General features: G+C 68.6%; 15 protein-coding genes. 2 read left to right on the forward strand and 13 right to left on the reverse strand.

Annotated features, from left to right (window positions below; genetic code table 11):
- Nucleotides 1-115: 115 nt before the first annotated feature.
- From ACI3KT_RS06600 to ACI3KT_RS06620, 5 genes are all read right to left on the reverse strand, one after another.
- Nucleotides 116-1,537, reverse strand: a complete 1,422-nt coding sequence (locus tag ACI3KT_RS06600) for a dihydrolipoyl dehydrogenase family protein (RefSeq protein ID WP_404903226.1) — start codon at nt 1,535-1,537, stop codon at nt 116-118.
- Between the two features lie 118 nt (nt 1,538-1,655).
- Nucleotides 1,656-2,642: a zinc-binding dehydrogenase gene (locus tag ACI3KT_RS06605; RefSeq protein WP_404903227.1), complete on the reverse strand. Its 987-nt coding sequence runs from the start codon at nt 2,640-2,642 to the stop codon at nt 1,656-1,658.
- The gene (locus ACI3KT_RS06610) at nt 2,639-4,054 is read right to left on the reverse strand and encodes an MFS transporter (RefSeq protein ID WP_404903229.1); all 1,416 of its coding nucleotides are present in this window, start codon (nt 4,052-4,054) and stop codon (nt 2,639-2,641) included. Before ACI3KT_RS06610 ends, ACI3KT_RS06605 begins: the two co-directional genes overlap by 4 nt.
- A gap of 90 nt (nt 4,055-4,144) precedes the next feature.
- Nucleotides 4,145-5,242, reverse strand: coding sequence for a lactonase family protein (locus ACI3KT_RS06615; protein ID WP_404903231.1), 1,098 nt, complete (start codon nt 5,240-5,242; stop codon nt 4,145-4,147).
- 2 nt (nt 5,243-5,244) lie between these two features.
- Entirely contained in the window at nt 5,245-6,531 is a 1,287-nt protein-coding gene (locus tag ACI3KT_RS06620; RefSeq protein ID WP_292906801.1) for an adenylosuccinate synthase, read from the reverse strand.
- Between the two features lie 153 nt (nt 6,532-6,684).
- On the opposite strand from ACI3KT_RS06620, the gene ACI3KT_RS06625 reads away from it, so the two are divergent.
- Nucleotides 6,685-7,392, forward strand: a complete 708-nt coding sequence (locus ACI3KT_RS06625) for a Pr6Pr family membrane protein (RefSeq protein ID WP_404903232.1) — start codon at nt 6,685-6,687, stop codon at nt 7,390-7,392.
- A gap of 21 nt (nt 7,393-7,413) precedes the next feature.
- Here the strand turns inward: ACI3KT_RS06625 and ACI3KT_RS06630 are convergent, their stop codons facing one another.
- From ACI3KT_RS06630 to ACI3KT_RS06650, 5 genes are all read right to left on the reverse strand, one after another.
- Entirely contained in the window at nt 7,414-8,838 is a 1,425-nt protein-coding gene (locus ACI3KT_RS06630) for a mechanosensitive ion channel domain-containing protein (RefSeq protein ID WP_404903234.1), read from the reverse strand.
- Nucleotide 8,839: 1 nt separating this feature from the next.
- Nucleotides 8,840-10,999: an adenylate/guanylate cyclase domain-containing protein gene (locus tag ACI3KT_RS06635; RefSeq protein ID WP_404903236.1), complete on the reverse strand. Its 2,160-nt coding sequence runs from the start codon at nt 10,997-10,999 to the stop codon at nt 8,840-8,842.
- A 166-nt stretch (nt 11,000-11,165) separates the two neighbouring features.
- Nucleotides 11,166-14,276, reverse strand: a complete 3,111-nt coding sequence (locus ACI3KT_RS06640; protein WP_404903238.1) for a hypothetical protein — start codon at nt 14,274-14,276, stop codon at nt 11,166-11,168.
- Between the two features lie 296 nt (nt 14,277-14,572).
- Nucleotides 14,573-16,117 (reverse strand): LuxR C-terminal-related transcriptional regulator, encoded by a 1,545-nt coding sequence (locus tag ACI3KT_RS06645; protein ID WP_404903239.1) that lies wholly within the window; start codon nt 16,115-16,117, stop codon nt 14,573-14,575.
- A gap of 160 nt (nt 16,118-16,277) precedes the next feature.
- The gene (locus ACI3KT_RS06650) at nt 16,278-16,952 is read right to left on the reverse strand and encodes a GntR family transcriptional regulator (RefSeq protein WP_292906789.1); all 675 of its coding nucleotides are present in this window, start codon (nt 16,950-16,952) and stop codon (nt 16,278-16,280) included.
- Between the two features lie 298 nt (nt 16,953-17,250).
- Between ACI3KT_RS06650 and ACI3KT_RS06655 the strand changes: the two genes are divergently transcribed.
- Nucleotides 17,251-18,060: a hypothetical protein gene (locus tag ACI3KT_RS06655; protein WP_404903241.1), complete on the forward strand. Its 810-nt coding sequence runs from the start codon at nt 17,251-17,253 to the stop codon at nt 18,058-18,060.
- Between the two features lie 10 nt (nt 18,061-18,070).
- Here the strand turns inward: ACI3KT_RS06655 and ACI3KT_RS06660 are convergent, their stop codons facing one another.
- From ACI3KT_RS06660 to ACI3KT_RS06670, 3 genes are all read right to left on the reverse strand, one after another.
- Nucleotides 18,071-18,619 (reverse strand): hypothetical protein, encoded by a 549-nt coding sequence (locus tag ACI3KT_RS06660; protein ID WP_404903242.1) that lies wholly within the window; start codon nt 18,617-18,619, stop codon nt 18,071-18,073.
- The gene (locus ACI3KT_RS06665) at nt 18,616-20,286 is read right to left on the reverse strand and encodes a LuxR C-terminal-related transcriptional regulator (protein ID WP_404903244.1); all 1,671 of its coding nucleotides are present in this window, start codon (nt 20,284-20,286) and stop codon (nt 18,616-18,618) included. The genes ACI3KT_RS06660 and ACI3KT_RS06665 overlap by 4 nt, the downstream gene beginning before the upstream one ends.
- 148 nt (nt 20,287-20,434) lie before the next feature.
- Nucleotides 20,435-24,376: an LPXTG cell wall anchor domain-containing protein gene (locus ACI3KT_RS06670; protein WP_404903245.1), complete on the reverse strand. Its 3,942-nt coding sequence runs from the start codon at nt 24,374-24,376 to the stop codon at nt 20,435-20,437.
- Nucleotides 24,377-24,583: the final 207 nt, after the last annotated feature.

Genomic DNA, 24,583 nt, shown 5'->3' on the forward strand with positions numbered 1-24,583 from the left:
GTGGTTCGAGCGTATAAGAGGTGTCGGACATCGGGGGGAGGATTGCGCGCGCACGCGTCGATGTGCGACACATTCCGTCACCTGTTCGGAGCGCTTCCCCGATCGGATGGGGCGATCACGCGGAATCCCGCCCGTAGCCCTCGAGGAGCCGCAGCCAGATCTCGCTCACCGTCGGATAGGCGGGCACCGCGTGCCAGAGCCTCGCGATCGGCACCTCGCCGACGATCGCGAATGTCGCGGTCTGCACGAGTTCGGCGACCTCCGGCCCCACGAAGGTCGCGCCGACGATCACGTCGCGCTCCGTGTCGATCACGAGCCGCGCCTGCCCCTCGAACCCGTCTTCGTACAGGCTCGCGCCCGCGACCCAGCCGAGGTCGTAGTCCACGACCTGCACTGCGATGCCGGCATCCTTCGCCGCCTTCTCGGTCAGTCCGACCGAGGCGACCTCCGGGATGGAGAACGTCACCTGCGGGGCGGCCGCATGATCGGCGGTCGCGACGTGACGCCCCCAGGGCGCGTCATCCACCGCTCCGTCGAGCGCTCGCGCCGCGATCACGTCTCCCGCGGCCCGCGCCTGGTACTTGCCCTGGTGGGTCAGCAGCACGCGCCCGTTGACGTCGCCGACCGCGTACAGCCACGGCACGTCAGGGACGCGCAGGGTGTCGTCGACCGCGATCCACCTACCCGGCTCGAGCCCGACGGTCTCGAGCCCGATGTCTCCGCTGCGCGGGGATCGCCCGGTCGCGACCAGGACTTCGGATGCCGTGACCGTCGAGCCGTCGGACAGAACGATGTGCACGCCCTCCTCGTCTCGATGCACAGACTCCGTGCCGACCGACAGGCGCACGTCGACGCCGAGCTCCTTCAGGCCGGCCCCGACGCGCTCGCCCGCAAACGGCTCCATGCCGCCGAGCAGTCCGCTGCGGGCGATGACCGTGACGGCCGAGCCGAGCGCCGCGTACGCGGTGGCCATCTCGACGGCGACCACTCCTCCGCCGATCACGGCGAGCGATTCGGGCAGCGCCTGGGCGCTTGTCGCCTCTCGGCTCGTCCAGGGCGACGCGTCGGCCAAGCCGTCGATGGGCGGGATGACGGCATCCGATCCCGTGCTGATCGCCACGGCATGGCGGGCGTGCAGCACTCGGGTCGTCCCGTCGGCGTCTGTCACGGTGACCTCGCGCTCACCCGTGAGCCGCCCGTGTCCTCGTGCCAGGTCGATGTGCGCCGACTCGAGCCAGCGCACCTGCCCGTCGTCCGACCAGTCGCTCGTGAACGAATCGCGCCGCGCGAACACGGCCGCGACATCGAGCTTTCCGGTGACGGCCTCGGCCGCGCCGCGCACGTGCTGGGCTGCGCGCAGCGCCTGCGCCGGGCGCAGCAGCGCCTTCGACGGCATGCACGCCCAGTACGAGCACTCGCCGCCGACGAGTTCGCTCTCGACGATGATGGCGGTCAGGCCGCCCTGCACCGCTCGGTCGGCGACGTTCTCTCCCACCGGGCCTCCGCCCAGCACGATCAGATCGTATTCGTCGGTCATCGGCGGCTCCATTCGACGGGGTGCGTGCGTCCAGGGTGCCAGAACACTCGCGCTCTCGGGGGAATTCCCGCCGACTCGTGCCGTGCGGCCGATGGGCCGCGGCCGATGAGCCGCATCCTCAGCGGGGCGTGACGAGCACGACCTTCCCACGTTGACGACGCTGCTCGATCGCGGCATGAGCCTCTGCCGCGCGTTCCAGCGGATACTCGTCCACCGGCGGATCGACCTGCCGCGCCGCCACGGCCGCAAGCGCCCTCGATTCGAGAGCCCTCAGGTCTGCCGGCGGACGCCCGAGCGGGACCATGACCGTGAGCGATCTGCCGATGAGGTCGTCGGTGTCGATACGCACGGGTGCGCCGCTCGCCCACCCGATGATCACGATGCGGGCTCCGCGACCGAGGGTCTCGAGCGCGGCGCGACCGACCGCGCCACCCACGCCGTCGTACAGAAGTGAAGGCTGTCGCTCTCCGAGCAGCGACGTCATCCGCTCCGGCCACGCCTCATCGGTCGAGTCCAGGGCGATGAACCTCGGGTCGGCCGGTCCGAGCTGTTCCACCGTCGCGCGCTTCGACTCTCCGCCGTACAGCGCCACCACCGTCGCCCCGACCGCCGACGACAGTTGCACGAGCTGGCTCCCCAGGCCCCCCGACGCTCCAGGAACGATCACTACGTCCTCCGCACGCGCGGGCGCGTTCTCCCACATGAGCTGCGCCGTTCGGCCCGTGCCGATTGCCGCGACCGCCTGCGAGGACGAGACCTCGTCGGGAATCAGATGGAGCGATGCGACCGGCGCGAGGGCGAACTCCGCGTAACCGCCGCTGCGGAAGCCGACGTGCGCGACCACTCGTGCCGCCATCAGGCTCGTATCAACGTCTGGACCCACCGCCTCGACGACGCCGGCGACTTCACGCCCAGGCGTCATCGGGAGCACCGGCCGCGGCATCGACGGCGGACCGTCTCCTCGACGGATGTCGGTGTCGACGGCGTGGACGCCGGCCGCCTCGACCCGCACCCGGACTTCTCCCGCGCCGGGCTCGGGGAGCGGAGCCTCTTCGATCTTCAGCACCTCCGGCCCACCGAAGTCGCGCTGCACGATCGCCCTCACGGCGCTGCCACCTCTCGGGCGGCGTCTCCGTCCGCTCGCGGCGCCAGCCGGGGTGACAGCACAGCCGCTGCGACGGCGACCGCACCGGCGAAGGCGAAAACGACGACGAACGGGTCCGCGACGGCGGCGGCACTGGCGGCGGCGGCGAACAGCACGCCGGTCACGGCCAGCGACAGGGCGCTGCCGAAGGAATCGGCGACGGTCATCGCCGAGCTGTTGAAGCCCTGGTTCTCGGGTGTCGACATCTCGAGGGTGAGGGCGCTGGTGCGCGGGCTCATCAGCCCCATGCCGGTGCCGGCGACGATCCAGGCGGCGACGATCGCCGGGGCATGCATGTGCAGCACCGCGGACACGAGCGCGAGCAGGATGCCCGCGACCACGAGACCAGTGCCGATCCGCACGGCGACGACGCTCGACAGCCGTGTGCCCATGCGCCCCTGCACGGTGGCTGCGGCCGACCAGGCCAAGGCGCCGCCGGTCAACGACAGCCCGGCGAGCGTCGGGGTGAAGTCGTAGCGATCGGTGAGCAGATACGGGATGTACACCTGCGTTCCGAAGAACGCCGCCGCGGCGAGCCCTCGGACGAGGATCACCGAGGGCAGACCTCGACGAGCCGCGAGGCTGCCCTTGGGCAGCAGCGGCCGGACGGCGATCAGAGCCACGATCACGGCCGCGACAGCCAGCACGGGCCCCGCGCCGGGCACGTCGCCCAGAAGATCGAGCGCGAGAACGGCGACCGCGGCCAGGACGGACCAGCCGAGGAGTCCGAGCGACCACGGGATCGAGCGGTCGCCGCCGTCGCGAGCGAGATTCTTGAGAGCGGGGACGACCATGAGCAGCGCCACGAGCACGAGCGCGACGACGCCGAGGAAGACCCAGTGCCAGCTCCACAGCTCTGTCACCATGCCGGCGACGGTGGGGCCGATCAGCGACGGCACCACCCACGCGGCCGCGAAGCCCGCGAAGATCGCCGGGTGCAGGTCGCGCGGATACACGCGCGCGACCACCACGTACAGCGCGACCGTCAGCGCACCGCTGCCCAGCCCCTGCGCGAAACGGCCGGCGACCAAGACCTCCATGCTGGGGGCGAGACCGGCAACGAGCAGACCCGCCACGAAGACGGCGACAGCGGTGTACAGCGGTTCGACGGGTCCCCGGCGGTCCGCCCAGTTCCCCGCCGCGACCATGCCGATCACTCCGGTGGCCAGCGGACCGGCGAAGGCGAGCGCGTAGAGACGCTCCCCGCCGAGGTCCGCACTCACGACCGGCATCACCGTCGTGACGGCCAGGGACTCGAACGCCCCCAGGAAGACGAGGGCGCAGGCGCCGATGGTTATCCAGAGATAGGTGCCGCTCATGATGCCCGGCGCGGAGGCCGTGGCGGTCCGCACCTCTCCCGTGTCGATGGTCATGGGCTCGACGCTAAGACCTCAACAAAGGTTGAGGTCAAGTCGCGGCGTGAATCCGAGTCTGCAGAGCGGGCGTGAGCGCGGGAATCGCCCTCAGCGCACCGGCAGGAAGTGCGTCGGCGTCGGCACCGGAGCCTGATGACGGATGCCGAGGGGCGCACCCGTGCGCTCGTCGAGATCGAGCAGGCTGATCGTGTCGGAGCGCTGACCGGCGACGAGCAGCTTGCCCTCGTGCACGAGATGGTGCCGCGGCCAGTCGACGCCCGAGTCGGCGAGCGCGATCGGCTCGAGGCTCTCTCCCGCGCCGCGGACCCGCAGCGCGGCGATCGTGTTGCTTCCCCGCAGAGCCGTGTACAGGAACTGCCCGTCGCGGGTGCGCACGAGTTCGGCCGGGAAGTCGACGCCGACCTCGGCGACAGGGCTCGACAGCACCGATGACACGACGGACCAGGTGCCGTCGGGACCGGCGGCGAGCGTGAACACCTCGCAGGAGTACTCCGTGACCACGTGCAGATGTCCGCTCGGATGCACCACCATGTGCCGGGGCCCCGTGCCCTTCGGCAGCACGACCTCGTGGTCGAGCACGAGTCCGCCCGCCGTCGGCCGCCAGATCCGCACCAGATCGAAGCCGAGATCAGTCGTCGCGATACGGCCGTCGGCGAGGAACGCCGCAGCATGCGCGTGCGACTCGCGGACGCCCTCGGCGCCATAGGGGTCGGTCGCGGCGACACCGGTGCCCGCGGGGGCCCCCGTGTCATCCTGCGGCTCGCCGAGCAGCGCCGCTCGCAGTTCAGCGGCCTTGTGCGCGGCATCAGGAACCAGACGTCCCGCACCGTCGATGCCGATGCGCACCACCCGTCCGTCGCCGTAGCAGCTGGCGATCAGGTAGCGCCCTGAAGGAGCGACCGCGAGATGGCAGACGTACTGTCCGGCCTCGACGGGGTCGCCGAGGGGCGTGAGCGCCGACTCTCCGGAGCGGACGAACGCCTGCACCGCCGCGTCGCCCTCGAGCGCCGCGTACACGACGTCGAGGGTCGGATGCGGGGCGAGCCAGGAGGGCGAGGGCGTCTCGGTGACGGCTCCTCGGTAGCTCAGCGCGGTCGCCGCCGTCTCGTCGCCGGCCAGCATCCCGATGCCGTCGGCCGAACCCTCCATCGCCGGGCCGTAGCCGCCGAGCCAGAACCGCGTCATGTTCAGTCGAGCAGGTCGTGACGGACGATGACCTGATCGCGCTCGGGCCCGACCCCGATCACCGAGATGCGGGTGTTGCTCATCTTCTCGAGCGCGAGCACGTAGTCCTGGGCGTTCTGCGGAAGATCCTCGAAGGTGCGCGCCGTCGAGATGTCCTCGCTCCACCCGGGGAAGTACTCGAGGATCGGCGTCGCGTGGTGGAACTCGGTCTGGTTGACCGGCACCTCGTCGAAGCGCACGCCGTCGACGTCGTAGGCGACGCAGACGGGCACCTGCTCGAGGCCGGTGAGGATGTCGAGCTTCGTGAGCACGAGGTCGGTGATGCCGTTGATGCGGGTCGCATAGCGCGTGATCGGCGCGTCGTACCAGCCGACCCGACGCGGGCGGCCGGTCGTGGTGCCGAACTCGAAGCCCTGCTTGCGCAGCCACTCGCCCTGCTCGTCGAACAGCTCGGTCGGGAAGGGGCCGGATCCGACTCGCGTCGTGTAGGCCTTCACGATGCCGACGATGCGGTCGAGCGCCCCGGGGCCGACACCGGATCCGGATGCTGCGCCCGCAGCCGTCGCGGTCGAGGAGGTGACGAAGGGGTACGTGCCGTGATCGATGTCGAGCATGGTCGCCTGGCCGCCCTCGAAGACGACGACCTCGCCTCGGCCCAGAGCCTCGGCGATGAGGTGGCCGGTGTCGGCGACCATCGGGCGCAGGCGCTCGGCGTACGAGAGCAGCTCCTCGACGATCTCGTCGACGGTGACGGCGCGACGGTTGAACACCTTCACCAGCAGGTGGTTCTTTTGGTCGAGGGCGCCCTCGACCTTCTGGCGGAGGATGTTCTCGTCGAAGAGATCCTGCACGCGGATGCCGACGCGGTTGATCTTGTCGGCGTAGGCCGGGCCGATGCCGCGGCCGGTGGTGCCGATGTTGCGCTTGCCGAGGAAGCGCTCGGTGACCTTGTCGAGCGTGCGGTGGTACTGCGTGATGATGTGCGCGTTCGCGCTGACCTTCAGCCGCGAGATGTCGATGCCGCGGGCGCTCAGCGCCTCGAGCTCGCTGAAGAGGACTTCGAGGTCGATCACGACGCCGTTGCCGATCACCGGGGTCACGCCCGGCGAGAGGATGCCGGAGGGCAGCAGGTGCAGCGCGTACTTCTCGTCGCCGACGACGACGGTGTGACCGGCGTTGTTGCCGCCGTTGAACTTGACGACCCAGTCGGTGCGCTCGCCGAGCAGGTCGGTGGCCTTGCCCTTGCCCTCATCGCCCCACTGGACGCCGACGATAACGATTCCTGGCATGGGAGACCCCCTTGCTTCCGCCGGGTTTGCACCGGCTGATGAGCTGGCCCTCTTCGGGCTTTTCCATCCTACCCAAGGCCCCGGCGGCCCCGTTCTGCGTGGTCTTCTCCCCCTCGGCGGGCCCCGCCGCTAGAGTGAGCAACCGGAGGCGACATGACAACCTGGTGGCCCTTTGCACGTATGGCGGCAGCCCTTCTCGGCACGGCCGCGATCATCGCGCAGCTGTCGCAGACGCTGCGAAACGCATTCGACTCGCAGACCGAGTGGGGCGGCCACATCCCCACCGTCGCGACGAACTTCTTCAGCTTCTTCACGATCGAATCGAACGTGCTCGCCGCCGTCGCGCTCGCAATCGCCGCGATCTGGGCATGGACCGCGGGCCGCGGCGCCGAGCGCGAACCCACCTGGCTCGCCACTCTGCTGGTGTGCGCGAGCACCTACATGATCGTCACCGGCATCGTCTACAACCTGCTCCTGCGGGGCTACGCGCTTCCGCAGGGCCAGACCGTGCCGTGGTCGAACGAGGTTCTGCACGTCGTGATCCCGGTCTTCCTGCTCGCCGATGTGCTCTTCGCCCCGCGTCACCGCGCGATGCCCTGGAACCGCGTGCTGGTCGCGGCGGTCTTTCCGATCGTCTGGGTCGTGTACACGCTGATCCGAGCGGACTTCATCGTCGCCCCTGCGACCGGCGACCACTGGTGGTACCCGTACCCGTTCTTGAACCCGCACTTCATCCCCGGTGGCTATGCGGGCGTCGCCGTCTACATCGTCGGAATCGCCGTCGCGATCCTCGCCGTGGCGGCGGGTGTCGTGTGGGTCGGGCGCCGACGCGCGGCCCCGGTCACGGCATCCGTCTCCTGAGCACGTCGGCCGCCGGCCCGATCAGAGCCCGCGGATTCCGCCCCGGGCGATGCCGAGCTCGGCGAGCCGTGCCTCAGCTTGAGTGCGCTTGAACTCGAGCGACTCCCCGATCTCCGCGGCCAGACGCGGGCGGGTCCTGATCAGCTCGTCGACGGTCTCCAGAGGCAGCACGACCACGGTCAGGATCTCACCGGCGACCGTCACGACCTTGGTGCGCTCCCGGGTCAGGGCGGTCTGCCCGATCATCTCGCCCTTCTCCGAGACACCCACCTCGATGCGCCCGCCGTCAGCCTCGACCGAGAGCACCGCGCGACCCGACAGCACCACGCGCACCTCATCGGGTACGACCCCGCTGGGGAGCACGACCTCGCCCACCCCGTAGCGCTCGAGGTGCGCGGTCGAGCGCAGCACCTCGGCATCGTCCTCGCGCAGGTGCAGGGTCGACGCGATCTCGGCCAGCGCCGCGACGAGCACCTGCGGCTCGGCGAGAGGGTCGGTCGCATCCCCGTCGAGCGCGAACTTGCGTCGGCGAGCGGCGTACCAAAGCCAGGAGAGGTAGGTCGACAGCGCTCGCGCCGCCTCGGCCGGCGCGGCGACCGGAATCGAGACGCCGTAGGCGCCCGCACCCGAGTACCGCACGGAGGCGCGCTCCCCCGGCATCCGCATCGGAAGGGCGTCTGCGGTCTCGAGAAGCAGCGCCATCACCTCGTGCGGCGGATCGTCGGTCGAGAACTTCACCTCGGCCTCAGCCGAGTACGGCCCGTCGGGCTGGCTCATGTTGGTGAAGGATGCGCCCGAGAGGTTGGAATTCGGGACGATCTGGATGCCGGAGCCGGTGTCGATGTGCACCGCACGCCAGTTCACCTCGACGACCCTGCCCTTCACACCACCGGTGTCGAGCCAGTCGCCGATCTTGAACGGCTGCTCGAACAGCAGCAGGAGTCCCGAGATCACTCCGCCGACCGCGTTCTGGAGCGCCAGACCGATCACGATCGATCCGACACCCAGCGCGGTGAACAGGCCGCCCACGTCGGCTTCCCACACCCAGGAGAACAGCAGCGCGAGGCCGATCACGACGAGCGTGAGCCGCGCGATCTCCACGAAGATCGAGGGGATCCGCTCCCGCCACGATCCCGGTCTCGCGTTCGCGAACAGCGCCACGTTGAACGCCGACAGCACCAGCAGGATCACGAGGAAGCCGAAGACGGTCGCGACCACCCGCACCCACACCTGATCTGCCGGAGACTGGATCGCGAACGCCAGCAGGGCGAAGAGCGCGCCCACCGGCACGACCCAGTTGCGCAGCATCCGCAGCGGCTTGGCCACCGGGTTGCCCCGCCTGCCGAGGGCGCCGATGGCTTCGGTGAGGACGACGAGGAGCACGGGCACGCCCGCGGCGAGCGCGATCACCCACCAGGCCCAGCCATCCTGGAACGCCTCGGCCATGTCAGGCCACCTTCCAGACGGTCTCGGTGCGGCCCTGCGACTCCACGGTCCCGGCCTCGACGTAGGTCACCAGCTCCTGGGTGCGGTCGCGCACCGTCTGGCTGACGTAGATGCCGGGTTCGCCGCTGACCGATCTCACGCGGTAGGCCAGGTTCACCGCGTCGCCCCACAAGTCGTAAGCGAGGCTGGTGCGGCCGACGAGGCCGCTCGTCACGGTGCCCGTGTCGACGCCGGCCCTGAGTGAGATCTGCGTGCCGTTCTGCGCGTTGAACCGCTCGATCACGCCGAGCAGGCTGCGCGCGAACTCCACGCTCCTGCGGATGTTGTCGACGCGGGGCACGACGAGCCCGGAGGAGGCGAGGTATCCGCCGCGCAGCGTTCGGACCTTCTCGACGCCCGTCTTCTCCGCCGCCTCGTCGAAGCCGCGCATCAGCGTGTTCAGCAGCGCGATCTCCTCTTCGCTGCTCAGGCCGCGGGCCAGGTCGTCGAGGCCGACCACCTCGGCGAAGACCACCGACACGTTCTCGTGAGCCTCGGAGATGGCCTCGTCGCCCTTCTTGTACTTCGTGGCGACGCTCTCGGGCATGAGGGTGAGCAGCAGCTTCTCGTTCTCGATCTGCTGCTCGTCGATCAGCTGCTGCTTGATCCGCAGACTCGAGGCCATGTCGTTGAACGCGCTGCCGAGGTCGCCGAACTCGTCGCGCGAGGAGTGCGGCACCTGCACGTCGAGGTCTCCTTCAGCGACCCTGTGCACGGCGCCGACCAGACGGTTGATGGGTCGGGTGAAGACCTGGGCCAGCAGCAGCGAGAGCAGCGAGACGGCGAGCAGGATGCCGAGCAGCGACAGCAGCACCGTACGCGTGAAGTCGGCCACCGGGGCGAAGGCCTCTGCGGTGTCGATGCGCGCGATGATCACCCAATCGAGACCCTCGACCTCCAGCGGGGCGTACGCGGTGAGGCTGTCACCGCCGATGAAGTCGCGGCCTTCCGTCGTGCCGCTCTTGCCCGCCTGAGCATCCGCCACCGCCTTGGTCGTGACCGGCTGCAGCAGCACGGTGCCGCCGACCTCGACGATCCGATCGGCGATCGACGGGGCGATGCCTCCGCTGACGAGCCGTCGGTGGTACTCCTCCGGGTCTTCTTCGAGCAGCCGAGCGGTGCTGCGCATGAGGTCGTCACGTCCGACGAGATAGACCTCGCCTGTGTCTCCGAGCCCCTCGCTCTTCCACTGCTCGTGGCCGGTCGTGACCCCGTTGATCGTGTCGATCGGGATCTGGAAGGCGATGGCGCCCGTGATGCGGCTGTCGTTGCCCACGGGAGACACCACCCACATCGAGGGCACGTTGAACGAGGGGATCCATCTCTCGAAGTCGGTCATCCCGACGCTGTCGACGGAGTTCGTGGCGATGACCTCGCGATAGGTGTCGGCGAAGGCGGTGTCGCGGTAGGGCCCCGTGTTGAGGTTGGTGCCGAGGTCGACGCCCTTGTACGCCGAGAACACGACGTCGCCGTCGAGGTTGAGCAGCAGCGCGTCCTCATAGCCCGCGCGCTCGATCAGTCTGCTGAAATAGTCGCCGTAGCGTTCGGCCATCGCCGAGTACGTCGTGCCGTCGCCCGCGTCGTTGCCCGTGAGCTGCGTGTCGTAGTCGGCGTCGAAGTCCTGGTTCCTCACGGAGTACTGCAGCTGCAGGTACTTCCCGGCGCTGGATTCGGGGAGGAACGCCTCGGTCCCGTAGTCGTCGCCGGTGCGTTCTTCGAGCTTCGGGATGAAGGTGTCTGCGTAATACGACTCGAGCTGTGCCTGCTGCTCACCGCTGATCTGCTGCTGCTGCAGCTCGTCGAACGCCGCGTTCAGCTGTGTCGACAGCGTCTGCGCGCTGAGGTTGCGCGAGTTCAGCGACGCCGATTCCTTGACGTCGTCGATGGCTTCGACGACCTCGGCGGCGCGCATCGACCGGATGGTGATGAGCTGATCGACCGCCGCCGCGTGCAGCGACTGACGACCGTTGAGGAACCCGATCGCGCCTACGATGATCGACGAGAGCAGGCTCACCGCGAGCAGCATGATGAGGAGCTTGGACTGGATGCTCAGCCCCGGGCGACGCAGCCGCCGCCAGACTCGGTCTCGGGTGCCGCTGTTCCGCTCGGTCGTGTCCGTCATGTGTCCTCCGCCACGCATGAGTCCCGCGTCCCCGACTCGAACCTAGCGATATGGCGGTATCCGCGTCTAGATCCGGACGCGGCGGCCGACGTCGACGGCACCTCGGAACGGGACTGGGCGGTGCACGCGTATCGCGTGCACCGCCCAGTCCTCATGCATCAGTCGGTCACTGGCTCGATGCCTCCGCCGTACGACGGCGACGGACCAGCAGCAGGATCCCGCCGCCCACGAGGAGCGCCAGGCCCGTGATCACGACACCGACGGCGACTTCACCACCGGTGACCGCAAGCGGCGTCCCCGGCGTCTGGACGGTGACCGTCGACGGGTCGGAGGTGAACGGATCGCCTCCGGGGGTGTTTCCCCCCGCCGTCGCCATGTTGCGGATCGATCCGGCGTTCAGATCGGCCTGCGTCACCGTGTACGTCGCCGTGCAGATGACCTGTGCGCCGGGCGCGAGCGACGCCGCCCCAGCCGGGCAGGTCACCGCCGACAGTGTTCCGGTGCCGGTGAAGCCGGTCTCGTTCACGACGATGTCCGTGAGCGTGAGGTTGCCGGTGTTGGTCACGACGAACGAGTACGTGATCGCCTGTCCGACCGCGGTGGCGCGGTCGATGCTCGCGGTCTTCACCACGTTCAGCCCGGGCGCCGGAGCACTCGGAACCGCCACCTCGGACGGCGGTGACACGGGGTCCGGTCCGGTGGGCGGAGTGCCGGTCGCGGTGGCGGAGTTCGTCACCGTGCCGGCGTCGACGTCTGCCTGCACGACCGTGTAGGTCGCGGTGCAGGTGACCTGAGCGCCCGGGGCGAGGGCTGCCGCGGCTTCCGGGCACGCGATCGCGGAGAGCTCGCCCGCACCCGAGAAGTCACCCTCGACGACCGAGACGTCGGTCAGGGTCACGTTTCCGGTGTTGGTCACGAGGAACGAGTACGTGACCTCTTGCCCCACCGCGATGTCGGCCTGTGCGGCCTCATCGGCGGACTTCACGACCGTGATCGCCGGGGTCGGCGGGATGTCGACCGTGACCTCGTCCGGCGGGGACACCGGAGGCGGGGTCAGCGGGTTCGGCGGCGTGCCAGTGCCGGTGGCCGCGTTCGTGATCGATCCGGCATCCACGTCGGCCTGCGTCACGACGTACGTCGCGGTGCAGGTGACCGAGGCGCCCGGAGCGAGGGATGCAGCGCCCGCCGGGCATGCGATGTCCGAGAGCGCACCGGTGCCCGAGAAGTCCGTCTCGGTCACGGTGACGTCGCTGAGCGTGACGTTTCCGGTGTTGGTGACCAGGAACGAGTACGTGATCGTCTGGCCTGCAGCCGTGATCGTCTCCGGGTTCGCGGTCTTGTCGACCTCGAGAGCGGGGGCAGGCGGCACATCGACCACGACCTCGTTCGACGGCGTGACCGGCGGAGGCGTCAGCGGGTTCGGCGGGGTGCCGGTCACCAAGGCCGCATTCGTGATCTCTCCGGCATCCACGTCGGCCTGCGTCACGACGTAGGTCGCGGTGCAGGTCACGTCCGCGCCCGGAGCGAGGGACGCAGCCCCCGCGGGGCACGTGATCGCCGAGAGCTCACCGTTGCCCGAGAAGTCGGTGTCGGACACGGTGACATCGTTCAGGGTGACGTTCCCGGTGTTGGTGACCAGGAACGAGTACGTGATCGTCTCACCGGCCTCGCTGATCGTCTCGACATCCGAGCTCTTGACGATCGTGAGCGCGGGCGCCGGGTCGACCGACGGGATCGTGACCTCCGACGGCGGAGACACCGGCGGCGTGCCTTCCGGCGGGGTGCCGGTGGCGGTCGCGCTGTTCGTGATCGACCCCGCGTCCACGTCGTCCTGCGTGACGGTGTACGTCGCGGTGCAGGTCACGGACACCGAAGGCGCGAGGTTCGCGGCGCCTGCCGGGCAGACGATGGGCGACAGCTCACCCGTTCCGGTGAATCCGGTGTCGGTGACCTCGACGTCGGTCAGAGCGACGTTGCCGGTGTTGGTGACGACAAAGGAATAGGTGACCTCCTGGCCGACCGTGAACTCCTCCTCGGAAGTCGGCGTGGCCGACTTCACGACGCGGATCGCGGGTGCCTGCTCATCGAACACGACGGTGGAATCGGCGGGCGGGTTCAGGCCCGTGCTGGTGATGTTATCGGGGCCGTTCGTGAACGAACCGGCCACCGGAGACGTGACGTTCACGGTGATCGTGCACGACGCCATTCCGGCGGTCAGGTTGCCGGACGCGGTGATCGACGTGCCGCCGGCCGGCGCGTCCACGACGCCTGCGGGGCAGGTCGTCGCGGCGGCGCCGTCGGCGATCGTGAGTCCGGCGGGCAGGTCGTCGGTCAGCGACCAGCCGTTCTTCGCCGCAAGATCGTTGGTGTTGGTCACGGTGAGCGTGAGAGTGGAGACCTCACCGGCGACGAGGGATGCCGGGCTGAACGACTTGTCGAGCTGCGGGGTGACATCGAGGATGCGGATGTTGTCGAACGCCGCGTCGTTTCCGATACCCGAGCCGTTCGCATTCGTCATGCGGATGCCGAGCGCCGAACCGCTGAACAGCACCGAGCCGTTCGAGGTGTACGTGCCCACGCTGACGGCCCGAGCGGCGAGAGGTCCGACCGCCGGAGCGGTCACGGTCGAGCTCGACGTGCACGCGTCCAGCACTCCGCCGACGTTGGTCGCGGTGCCCCCTTCGTTGAGGAACGCGAACTGGTACTGCGGCGCGGACACCTGGCAGTTCACCGCCGCGGTGTCGACGCTGAACGTGAGGAACCGCCCGGATGCCTGAGCGAGCGGAATGTTGTTGACCGTCTGGAACTCGACCGCGTTCGCGCCCGGGTTGTTCTCCGTGTATGCCGCGACGACATCATTCGCGTTCGGGTTGGCGGCGCCGCTGTGCACGCCGAGCGCGTACGCGAGCTGACGGAGGTTCGCCGAACTCCCATCCGAGACGCAGTTGCCGCGGGACGTGTACGGGATGCTGAAGTTGACGATCGCGCCGTTGCAGTTGGTCAGCCACGACTGGTCGGCCGTGTAGGTCTGGCCGCCGGCACCGGTGTACGCGCTCAAGAGCTGCGGAGCCGTGCCGGGACCGTTCTCGAAGTTCTCCTGGAACACGACCGAATTGGCCTGCGGCGTGCCCGGCGTGCCGGGTGCCGCCTGTGCAGCAGTCGCGACCCCGACGAGCGAAGCGCCCGTTAGAGCCAGAAGACCGAGGACGGCGGCGATCGACCGCCCCGCAGCTCTCGGAGATGATGGGCGCGATCGCGCCCGATGGTGTGTACGCATGTGTTCCTCCCCGTCTGCTCGGAAGAGCAGACCCTGTGTGCCGGCGGCGACGACGTCCGGAGCACCCCTCGCACCATGACAAGCGCGGATGCGCAGGACCGGATTCATCGCCCGGATCAGAGCCTGAACGGACCGCTCGGGCCTGACTCCAGGGGGAGTCTTTCAGCGACCCGAGAACTCACCTCACCCACAGAACGGAAAATCACCCCTCCGCGAGAAAAATCACCCCGTCGCCTGACCGCCCGATCTCCTCGCGGCGCCCAGAGAGCGCAACGGCACGAACTAGCCGGAGCCGCTCAACGGCCGAGCTGGAACAACTGCTGCAACTGTGACCGATTCGAGACGCCGAGTTTGCGGTACGCGGTGCGCAGGTGCGTCTTCACCGTGTTGACGCTGGTGTGGTGGTCTTCGGCTATCTCTACGTTCGAGCGCCCTGCCAGCGCGGCACGCACGACCGCGTTCTCGCGTCTGGTGAGTGCTTCGGCGCCCGCGACGGCTGCGCTTTCGACGACCGCGAGCAGGCGGTCGGCGATCTTGCCCTCTCCGCGCTCCCGCACCAACTCGGCCAGGCGCCCCCGCACGTCCGCCGAGCCGAGAGTCAGGGGGGCATGACAGTGATTCCACGCCGCCAGCGCCGCCGCACGACGCAGAAGCGCATCGCGGTGATTGACAGTGTCGGTTTCGGCGGCGATGAGCAGAGCAGGAATGAGCACACGCGGGTGTGCGCTGGAGGTGTGCAGCAGAGGCGTGATCACCGCGCGAGCGTCGGTGCCGCGCCCGAGCTTCAACAGACGAAGAGCGTGCAGCGTGGCGCCCGTCTGTCGCACCACGCTCGACTCGGCGTCCACCCGCGCATCGCCGAGCGCCCTCGTCGCGCGGTCCGACTGGTGAAGGATCTGCAGCAGCAGATACCGAACGATGGAGGTGTACTCCGCGTTCAGCGGGACGTTCGCGTATTCCGGCGCGAGTCCACCCACGAATGCGTCGAACTCCGAGAGCAGTGCCTGGGCGTCGCCCGGGTCGTCGGGGGTGAGAAAGGCGCGAAGCGCGAAGTACGGACCCCAGTAGTCCAACGACAAGCGGATGTCGATGCGCGACAAGACCACGCGCGCAGCGTCAGGCTCCAATCGCTCGGTGTGCAGGATCGCGTCGGCCAGGCGCGCTGGGGTGGCAGCGTCGCTCGCCCACCAGGCGTCGTCGGGGATGGGCGGGAGCTTCGCGAGCCATTCGGATGCCTGTCGGCCCCGCCCGTGAAGCGCGTGGATGAGAGATGCAGCGCCGACCGCGCGGGCGTCGACCATCCGGTTGCCAGCGGACACGGCCCAATCGTGGCTGTGCGTGAACTGCTCGAGAGCGTCGTCGAAGCGACTCACCAGAAGGAAGGTGACTCCCCAGTGATAGTGGAACTCCGGCAGTGCGTTCGCGAACGTCGGAATCACCTCGACGGGCATGCTGCGCAGAGTCGAGACGGCGACCTCCGTCGCCCTGACGGCATCACGATGTCGGCCCGCTCCCCGCGCCGCGGCGATGCGTCCAGTCAGCGAGGCAAGGCGGTCGAGTGGTGCCGCTTCCGGGTCGTCGCTGATGATGTCGTCGTAGGCGCGCCCCTGGGGCTGGCGATCGAGCGAGCGGCGCAGGTACTGAATGGCCAGACGAAGCCGACTGTTCTCGGCCATCACCTCTTGCGGCAGGGCGGCGATGACATCGATCAGGACCTGCGGCGCATCCTGGGACAGCGCGCTCCATTCGTCGCGCAGTATCACCAGGACGCGATCCCAATCGCCCGCCCGTTGCGCTTTCGAAAGCGATTCGACCACGCCGACATCGATCGGTTCACTCACAATTCTGCCCTCCCAAACAGAACCTTCCGGCCCACTCGGTGTTACGGAGCAGCCACCGCCTCAACGATATCCATACCGACCACTCGGTCGGGATCGTCTCCTTTCACACCGGCCGTGTGTGTGAGCTGGTGGAGAGGCGCGCGCGGGAGGGTGAACCGCGTCAGAGGGAGGTGTCGACGCCGATCCCGTGCTGCTTGCGGAACCACTTCTCGGCAGAATCAGCGTCTCCGGCGAGCATCGCGGCGCGCATCTCGCGGAAGCACTCGATGCGGTCGGCCGCCGAGCCCTCTTCCGGGCGCAGGTGGCGGAGGTTGCGAGCGACGAGAAGGCTGGTCTCGGCCATCATCGCCGCGAAGACCGGGTTGGCGCTCTTGCCCACCAGGTACTCGAGGAGCGCGAGAGACTCGTTCATCATCGCTTCGGCCTCACCGGCTTCGGTCGCAGCCACGACGCGGTCGAGGATCCCGACCGCCTCGGTCAGCTCGTCGGCATCCATGCGGCGCATCGCGAGCTGCAGCGCGATGCTGGCCTGCATGCCCATGTACTCGAGCGTGCTGCTCACCATCTCGTCGGTGATCTCGGTGACGCGGGTGTAGCGGCTGGGTGCGACTTCGACCAGTCCGACCCAGGTGAGGCGCTGCAGAGCCTCGCGCACCGGAGTGCGGGAGATGCCCAGAGCCGCCGCGAGTTCCTTGTCGTTGACCTTCTCGCCGGGCTCGAGCGTGCCCTCGACGATGGCGTTGCCGACGATGTCGAAGATCTGATCGGCGAGCGCCGATCCCTCGACGCTCACGGGGCCGAGTCGCTCATCGAGCGACACCTGTGCATCAGTCATGGTGCTGTACAGCTTTCTGTGTTCAATTCGCGCCCACGGGCCCCTCGCAGCGCGGCTCGATACTACGTCGTGAAGTTCAAGATTTCCTGGCAGCACGCCAGCGCCCCGGCGCCCGAGAGCGCCGGATCGCGACCGGCGACCGGCCCGGCTGCCCGGAGCGTTCTCTTCGGCGGCATCCGAATCCCGGTATATTTACGTCACGCATGCGATCGGCAGGGAGTGGCCGGTCGAACGGAGCCGGCGGCTTCGGACGAAGGGATCGGCGGTACGGATGTTCCAAGGGCAGGAGGGGCCCGTTGTGGACTCGGACGCGCCTGAAAGCACGGGCGCACGCAAGGTCCGCCACAGCGCGGAAGCGACAGCGCCCCTGCCCGCCGCCGGAGCCGTCGCTCGCGCGCACACGCGTGTGAACGGCTGGTCGCGACCGCGGAAGATCCTCGCGATCGGCTCCGTCGTCGTCGGCGCGGGACTCATCGCCTTCGGTCTGTTCAGCCCGGGTGGCGGCGATGTGACGGCGCTCGCGAACGCCCCGGTGACGACATATGCCGACCGCACCGATGACAAGGTTCCGGCCGGGGAGTACGGAGTGGTCGATCGCACGGGCGCACCCACATCGCCCGCCACGGACGAGCCGTCGACCGACGAGCCGTCAACCGACGGGGCGAAGACCACGCCCGATTCCGAGTCGCCGACGACGCCGCACTCGGACGATCCGGGTACGACGACACCCGGGACGACGACACCGACAGACCCCGGGACGCCCACGACGCCTACAGCGCCGACTACACCCACGGTCCCGACGATGCCCACGACCCCACCACCGGTCGCCCCGAAGCCGCTCACGTTCGCGGGGGTCCAGAAGGAGAAGAGCCCGCTCGGGCTCATCACCAGCTACACGCTGAGCGTCACCGGCAATCCCGGATCGAAGGCGCTCGTGAAGTACGGCACGCTCGAAGCGGGGACGATCACGTTCGACAGCGACGGCAACGGATCCATCGGCGTGGGTGGGGCGCTACTCGGCCTCAACCTGTTCAACCCCATGATCCGCGTGTCCTACTCCGATGGCACCGCCGGCTCGGCCATCGAGGCCCGTCGCGACGACATCTGAGCCGTTCGCCTCATCTGACCCGCACTCCCGACCGCGACAGTCCTGAAGCGAGACCGCCGGCGAGCGCGAGCGCGATCAACTCGCCGCCCAGACGTCCCAGAAGAGTGGCCGTCAGCACGACCGGCGTCAGATGATCGGGGCTGAACACGGGCAGCGACACGACGAACAGCGACACTCCGGCGAAAGCGGCGGCGGGGATCAGCCGCCGCCATGCGGCAGACCGCGAGCCGAGCAGGGCGACGTCGAAAGCCGCGGCGCCCGTCACGAGGGCGACGATGAACAGCGGCCCGATGGGGCTGAACGGCCAGACCAGCGCCCCGGCCACCCCCGCCGTCAGGGTGGCTGACCAGGGCGTTCTCGTGAGTATCCGCGCGAGGAACGGCATGACGCTGTGAACGGCAGCGACCAGGGCGTACAACGGGGGTGCGGCCGTGGCGATCGCCGGAGTCACCGGTGATACGCCCAGCGACGCGACGGCCTGTACCGCGGCGAGCGCAGCGCAGATCAACAGCATCCTCGTGGTCCACCTCGACCCGTCGCCGGAGGTCTGACGGGTCACGACAGCGTGTCCAGGCTCGTCGGCGAGATGAGCCGGCGATGCATCGCGATCGTGAGCGCTTCCTCTCGAGTGCGGGCACCGAGCTTGCGATACAGGCTCTTCATGTGGGTCTTGACGGTGTTCGGCGACACGAAGAGCTCGGCGGCGATCGCGCTCCGTGAGCCCGATCGCACCAGTACCTCGAGCACGGCCCGCTCCCGCGACGTGAGGCGAGGACGATCCGGCTCGGCGAGGAGCGAGCCGATCTCGCCGATCTCGGCGAGATCGGCGGCGCCCATCCTGGTCAAGGCCTCGGACAGCAGCGCCGAATCCTCCGGGGGCACGAGGCGCAGGGCGGTGCGCTGCTGCGACTGCCGGATCGTCGAGATCAGCTGACGCAGCAGCACATCTGTTCGCCGGCCGGAGCCGGCCCGCAGCGCTATCGCGGATTCGAGCGTGAGCGCCTGCGCCAGGGTCCTCGTGCTCTGCGTGCGCCCCGCTATGGCTCGGAGATGGCGCAGCGCATCGCTGGTCGCGCCTGTAGCCAGAGCGACTCTGGCTCGGTCGACGTGATCCTGCGGAGTGCGACCTGCGTCCCGTCGCAGCACCGTCGCGGCCGCCTCGTGATTCCCGAGCGCGAGATGGAGCACGCTGCGGATGGTCACCAGCCGGCTCCGGTTGGCGGCCGCCTGCCCCTCGGAACCTCGAAGCACGACGAGCTCCTCCAGCCGGGCGAGGGCCCCCGCCGGGTCGCCGGCGAACAGCCCCGTCATCGCTTCGACCCGTCCGATCGCCACCCAGTGCTCGATCGATCGCCGGTCGTGCCGCATGGCGGCGAGATGCTGCGCCGCCATGCCGGTGTCGAACCGCTCGAGCGCGAGGAGCGCCTCGGCCAGCCGGTAGAAGGTTCCGGTGTACATCGCCCGCTGCTCGTCGGTCCACGGTTCGCCTCGCGCGATGGCGACGAACGACGCCGCCTCGGTCATGTTCCCACGCAGCGCATGGATGCCGGCCATCATCGACAAGCTGCTGAAGCTCGAGACATCCGCCTCGCCGAACTCGGCATAACCACGGGCGAACACCTGCAGGGCGGTGGTTTCCGCTCCTCCGTAGTACAGAGAGGCGCCGAGCTGGGAGTAGAGGCGCGGCAGGTATCCGATGAGAGCGGCGCGGTCATCGCGGATCTCCTCCAGCGCAGCCACTCCTGCTCTTGCCGACCGCACGGACAGCGCAGACTTGCCCATCAACCGCAGCGCGGCGCTCTCGCTCGACAGCACCAGGGCCCGCTCCGAAGCCGGTGTTCGCTCGGTCCACGACCGTATCCCGAGCGAGGCGAGCCCGAAGTAGTAGGCGGCTTTCGTGCGGCGCAGTCCGTCGGCGTTGAGCAGTATCCCGAGAGCCATGGCGAGAAGGGGATGCGAGGTGAGAGCTGCGGCCGGAAGCTTCTCCAGCGCCGTCCTGCTCTCGTGCAGATGGTCGTCGCGCAGCAGATCGAACCAGGCGATGCGCAGGACGTCGGTCGCCGAAGAGAGGTCGTGCCCGTCGAGGGCCGCTCGCAGAGCCGCCCCGGGATCTCCGAGGCGGAGGGCGGAGAGCACATCGTCCGGAACGGTGTCGGGCAGAGAAGCGATCAGCGCGGCCGGAATCGGCGCGCGCGCACCGTGGTCGGAGGGCGAGCCGATCGTCATGATGCCTTCGGTGAGATGTCTACGTCAACAGGAGCATCGGCCTCCCCCCAGCGGGACCGCTCCCCTGATCATAGTTCTCACCCGAACAGAGGGCGTGCGCCCGCCGAGGAGGGAGCCGTCGTCGCGGCGACGACGGCTCCCTCAGCCGCTACTCCGCGATCACTCGCCGGCGTCGGAGGAAGAGCAGCACCGCGCCAGTCAGGAGAAGGACTCCCGCCGCAGACAGCACGCCGACACTGAGCTCGCCGCCGGTCGACGCCAGCGGAGACGTCACCCCCGCCGGCCACTCGGGCACCGCGCAGGCGTCGTCCGTGGCAGCGAGATCGTTGCTCTCCACGCCCGCGGTGTTGGCAAAGCCACCCACGTCACCCGCGCCGGGCGCCGGGCAGATGAGCGCGGTGCGATCCGCCGTCCTCGTGTCGAGCACGGCCGTCACCTGCACGCGGTAGGTGTGCGCCGCGCCAGGGCCGAGCTCATCCTTCGCCACTACGTTCTCGGCGGATCCCGCCGCTCCGCGCCCGGTCCAGGTCGGGCTCGATACGACACCGTCGGGCGTCTGTGCGATGTTCGCACTTTTCACTGTGATACCGGTCCCGAACCGCAGACGATCCGTCAGGGTGTAGTCGGTCGCGGCCGAGCCGTCGTTGGCGACGACGATCTCGTAGACGATCGACCATTCTCCGTGCAGGCCCTTCACCGGCTCGCCCACGATCGACTTCTCGATGCTGATCGAGGGGATCGGCGCACAAGCCTGATCCTGTTCGGTGTCGCCTGTCGCATCCGTCATGGTCGAGGAGTTGTTGAACCCCTGGTCCGCGTCAGACCCCTCCGCGGGGCACGCGGTCGGATCGACGCCGGCATCCGCGCCGTCCAGATGCAGGGGCACGTCGGCGATCACCGTGACTTCGTAGTGATGCGCGGCGTAGCCCTCGTCATCGGTTCCGAGCAGCGGCGTGCCGGCCGAGATCGTGAGCCGATCCGTTCCGTTCCACTCCGGATCGGCCAGCAGCACCCCGTCAGGAGAGGCCGTCACGACGGCGGAGTCGACGGTGACCTGCGCAGAGAAGTGCAGCTCATCCGACAACGTGTACGTGGTCGCGTGCGCGGAGGTGTTGCTCACGTCGATGCCGTAGACGATCTGCCACTGCCCGCCGCCGATCGGCGAAGCCGAGATGAGCGACTTCACGTGCGTCGGCTCCCCCTCGACTTCGACCCCGGCTGGGTCGCAGTTGATCGTCGGCGGGACGCCCGAGTCCGCAGGGGTCGCCGCCGTGCCGCACGCGGTGTTCACAACCGTGTCGAGATCGCCCGCTCCGAGCACGATCTCGAACTCGTGAGCCTGTTCGGCACCGGGAGCGAGCTCGTCGATCGTGAAGGAACCTTCGGGGAACAGATCGTCCGTGATGACCAATTCCGTGAGGGTTCCCTGCCCCGTGTTCGTGACGACGATGCGGTACGGCACGGTCTCGCCCACGTGATAGCTCGGATACTCCTCGACCGTGTTCGCGTCGACCCACTCTCCGGCCCGGTTCTGCACGTACTTCTTCAGCGATGCCGAATAGTGGTTCGCGACCGAGATCGGAGCGGAGGTGCGCATCACGAGTTCGGTGTTCCCGGTACGCGCCTGGGCACGGTTGACGAGAAGATCCCCGCCTTCGACGCCGTCGGTCTCGATCTCGACCGTGAACTGCTGAGTCGCACCCGCCGCCAGGGCCGGACCGATCACGCGCACGGCGGTGGGAGCCGCTGGCATCGTGGTCGACCAGCCGACAGTGTTGCCGGCGACTGAGCCCGCGGAGCCGTTGGAGGCCAGGGCCGGGTCATCACTCAGCGTTGCAGGGTCGGCGTCTGTGTAGTAGACGGTCGCCCCGGGCGCGACGACGCCGGTCAGGACGTACCCGCCAGCGAAGCTGGTGCCTCGACCGTCGCCGTTGTACGGGAGGATGTCGATCGTGTCGGTGAAGGCTTGCGACACCGGATCAAAGGACCGCAGCGTGACGGTCCAGGAGCCGGCTCCGACTCCGTCTCCGTTGAGGTTCGGGATGAACGCGGTGTCGGCGCTCTTACCGATGCTGGTGTATCCGCTCGTCGGCACGGTGATCGAGCTGCTGGCCGGGTAGGAATGACCCGCCACTGACGCGTTCGCCGTGTTCACCAGGGTTTGCCCCGGCGTCACACCGCTGCCCACCACCGCCTGATAGGTGAGCGCATGGGTCTCGTTCGTGGTGACGCCGTCGAACATCCAGGTGAGCACCTGCTGACCCGACCCGTCGGTGGAGACGCTCGGTGCCGGAGAAGCGGAGCCCTCCACGTACGTCATTCCGACGGGGAGCGTATCGGTGATCACGTAGTCGTCGACGGTGAGCGGACGACCGGGCCCGCCGTTGGCGGCGTAGTTGAGGGTGAACGTGGCGCTCTCGCCCGGTCGAACAGAGGACCGATCCGAGGACTTCTGCAGGAACGGCGCGACGCTGACGATGCGGACCACGTCACGGAAGGCGTTGACTCCCGAGTACCGCAGGCCTGGTGTGGGCGAGATCAGGTTTGCCGAGTCGTGGGCCCACGGCTGTGCGCCGACCTTGAACGAGTCGAACTTCCAGATGTCCGTTCCGGCGGGAGCTGCGAGGGTGACCTGCGAGTACCAGGCGAATCCGCCACTCGACGCCGGATACGCTGCGACATCGGCCCCGGTGAACACCAGCTTGGTCGCCTTCACGGTGCTGAGATCTGCTGGCGGCGTGGTGGACCATCCGCCCGGGTCCTGGTCGCAGTCCGTCGCGAGTGCTTCAGGGTTGTAGGACGGTGAAGCCGGGTCAACCGATGCCAGGGTGCCGGTGTAGTACCAAGTGGTACCGAAGCTCGTGTTCTGACCGGTTCCGATTCCTCTCGTAACGTGCCCGTTGAAGCTCATCCAGCGCGAGTCGTAGACCGAGCAGGCCTGCATCACTGTGGCCGGGGTCTCACCCGAGTGCAGGAGCCAATGCTGCTGGATCGTAATCTGCGAACCGGCGGAGGTCTCGATCTGTCCGCTCCATGCGCTGACAGTGGATCCCACGGACTGCGGCAGGAATGCCGAGGACCAGGCACCGGGCACTGTAAACGCCTTCGTCGCCGTGTTGTTCGACGCGTCGTCCTGTACCGTGATCGCCGTCGTCCCTGCGGCGGTGTAAGTGGGCGCGGAGGACTGCAGCTGCACGCTTCCCGAACCGGGCGTCGGCACGCGGAAGACGACCGCACCGCTTGCGATGGCATCCCGATCGGTGGGAAGCGGCTTCCCGGACGAGTCGAGGGTGGGGACGTTCGCGGGCGAGTAGTCGATGCCGCTGAGAGTGAGCGTGTACTGGTTCGGCGTCGCCGTCGGGGTCAACGAACAGGCGACCTGGTTCGCCATCTGCTCAGCGGGGTGAGAACCCGCTGACCACGGGTGCCCTGAGCTTGCGCCGCTGGTGCTGAACGGCATGCAGCCGATCGCCGTCGAAACCGCTCCCGGGTTCGGGGCGATGTCGATGATGTACGAGACCGAGGCCGGTCCCGCCTGGCTGCCCTTCAGAAGATTGAGCGTCCACTCGAACTGGAAATCGGTGGAGGCACCCGCGTTCGTCGTCGTGAGGCTCGGGTTGGTCCAGTTGATGTCCATCCCGAACGGCGTGACGATGGGGACCTCTGGCAGTGATGCGGAAACCCCGCCCACCGTACCGGATACGGAAATCGCGTCACCGCTCACCCCGTCCGCGACGACAGGCGACTGGACTGTGAGCGCCGTGCCCATGTCGTGGGTGCCGAAGTTGCAGACCATGACTTTCTTGTCGTCCGACAGCGAGGAGACGGGCGTCACATCCTGGGTCATACAGGCATCAGGAATCCCGGAGAAGTAGCCGTGCTCGATTGTGAACGTCGCCGTGACGTTGTCCACGGCCCCATTCGACGGCGCAGGGGAATCGTCATTGACGTTCACCCGCCACTGCGCGGTGATGACCTCGCCGGGGCTCACCGTCGCCGCTGTGCCGTCGGTCCAGCGCCCGGTGATCTCGTACACCGTCGCGGCCGACGCCGGCGTCGCCGTGAGCACAGCTGATGCGGCGAGGAGCACCGCCGTCGCCGCCGATGTGAGCGCTCGGAATCGGCGCCTTCTTCCCTGTGACTCGCGCATTCAGGTCCCTCCCGACCAGACGAACAACGGACGTATGTCTCCGATCGTGGCGGTCGGCGCCGACGAGTTGGGGAAATCTCACCCCGGCCTCACCCCGCCCCGCTGACCGCAGAGCGGATGCCGAGGCATCCGTCATGGGCAGTTCTC

The sequence above is a fragment of the Microbacterium sp. ZW T6_19 genome, from assembly GCF_044987465.1.
Classification (GTDB): Bacteria; Actinomycetota; Actinomycetes; order Actinomycetales; family Microbacteriaceae; genus Microbacterium; species Microbacterium natoriense_A.

Bases quoted from the DNA above. Each gene is read 5' to 3' on its own strand.
- ACI3KT_RS06600 (WP_404903226.1), bottom strand. From the start codon at position 1,537: ATGACCGACGAATACGATCTGATCGTGCTGGGCGGAGGCCCGGTGGGA.
- ACI3KT_RS06610 (WP_404903229.1), bottom strand. From the start codon at position 4,054: ATGACCATCGACACGGGAGAGGTGCGGACCGCCACGGCCTCCGCGCCG.
- ACI3KT_RS06615 (WP_404903231.1), bottom strand. From the start codon at position 5,242: ATGACGCGGTTCTGGCTCGGCGGCTACGGCCCGGCGATGGAGGGTTCG.
- ACI3KT_RS06620 (WP_292906801.1), bottom strand. From the start codon at position 6,531: ATGCCAGGAATCGTTATCGTCGGCGTCCAGTGGGGCGATGAGGGCAAG.
- ACI3KT_RS06625 (WP_404903232.1), top strand. From the start codon at position 6,685: ATGACAACCTGGTGGCCCTTTGCACGTATGGCGGCAGCCCTTCTCGGC.
- ACI3KT_RS06630 (WP_404903234.1), bottom strand. From the start codon at position 8,838: ATGGCCGAGGCGTTCCAGGATGGCTGGGCCTGGTGGGTGATCGCGCTC.
- ACI3KT_RS06635 (WP_404903236.1), bottom strand. From the start codon at position 10,999: ATGACGGACACGACCGAGCGGAACAGCGGCACCCGAGACCGAGTCTGG.
- ACI3KT_RS06640 (WP_404903238.1), bottom strand. From the start codon at position 14,276: ATGCGTACACACCATCGGGCGCGATCGCGCCCATCATCTCCGAGAGCT.
- ACI3KT_RS06650 (WP_292906789.1), bottom strand. From the start codon at position 16,952: ATGACTGATGCACAGGTGTCGCTCGATGAGCGACTCGGCCCCGTGAGC.
- ACI3KT_RS06665 (WP_404903244.1), bottom strand. From the start codon at position 20,286: ATGACGATCGGCTCGCCCTCCGACCACGGTGCGCGCGCGCCGATTCCG.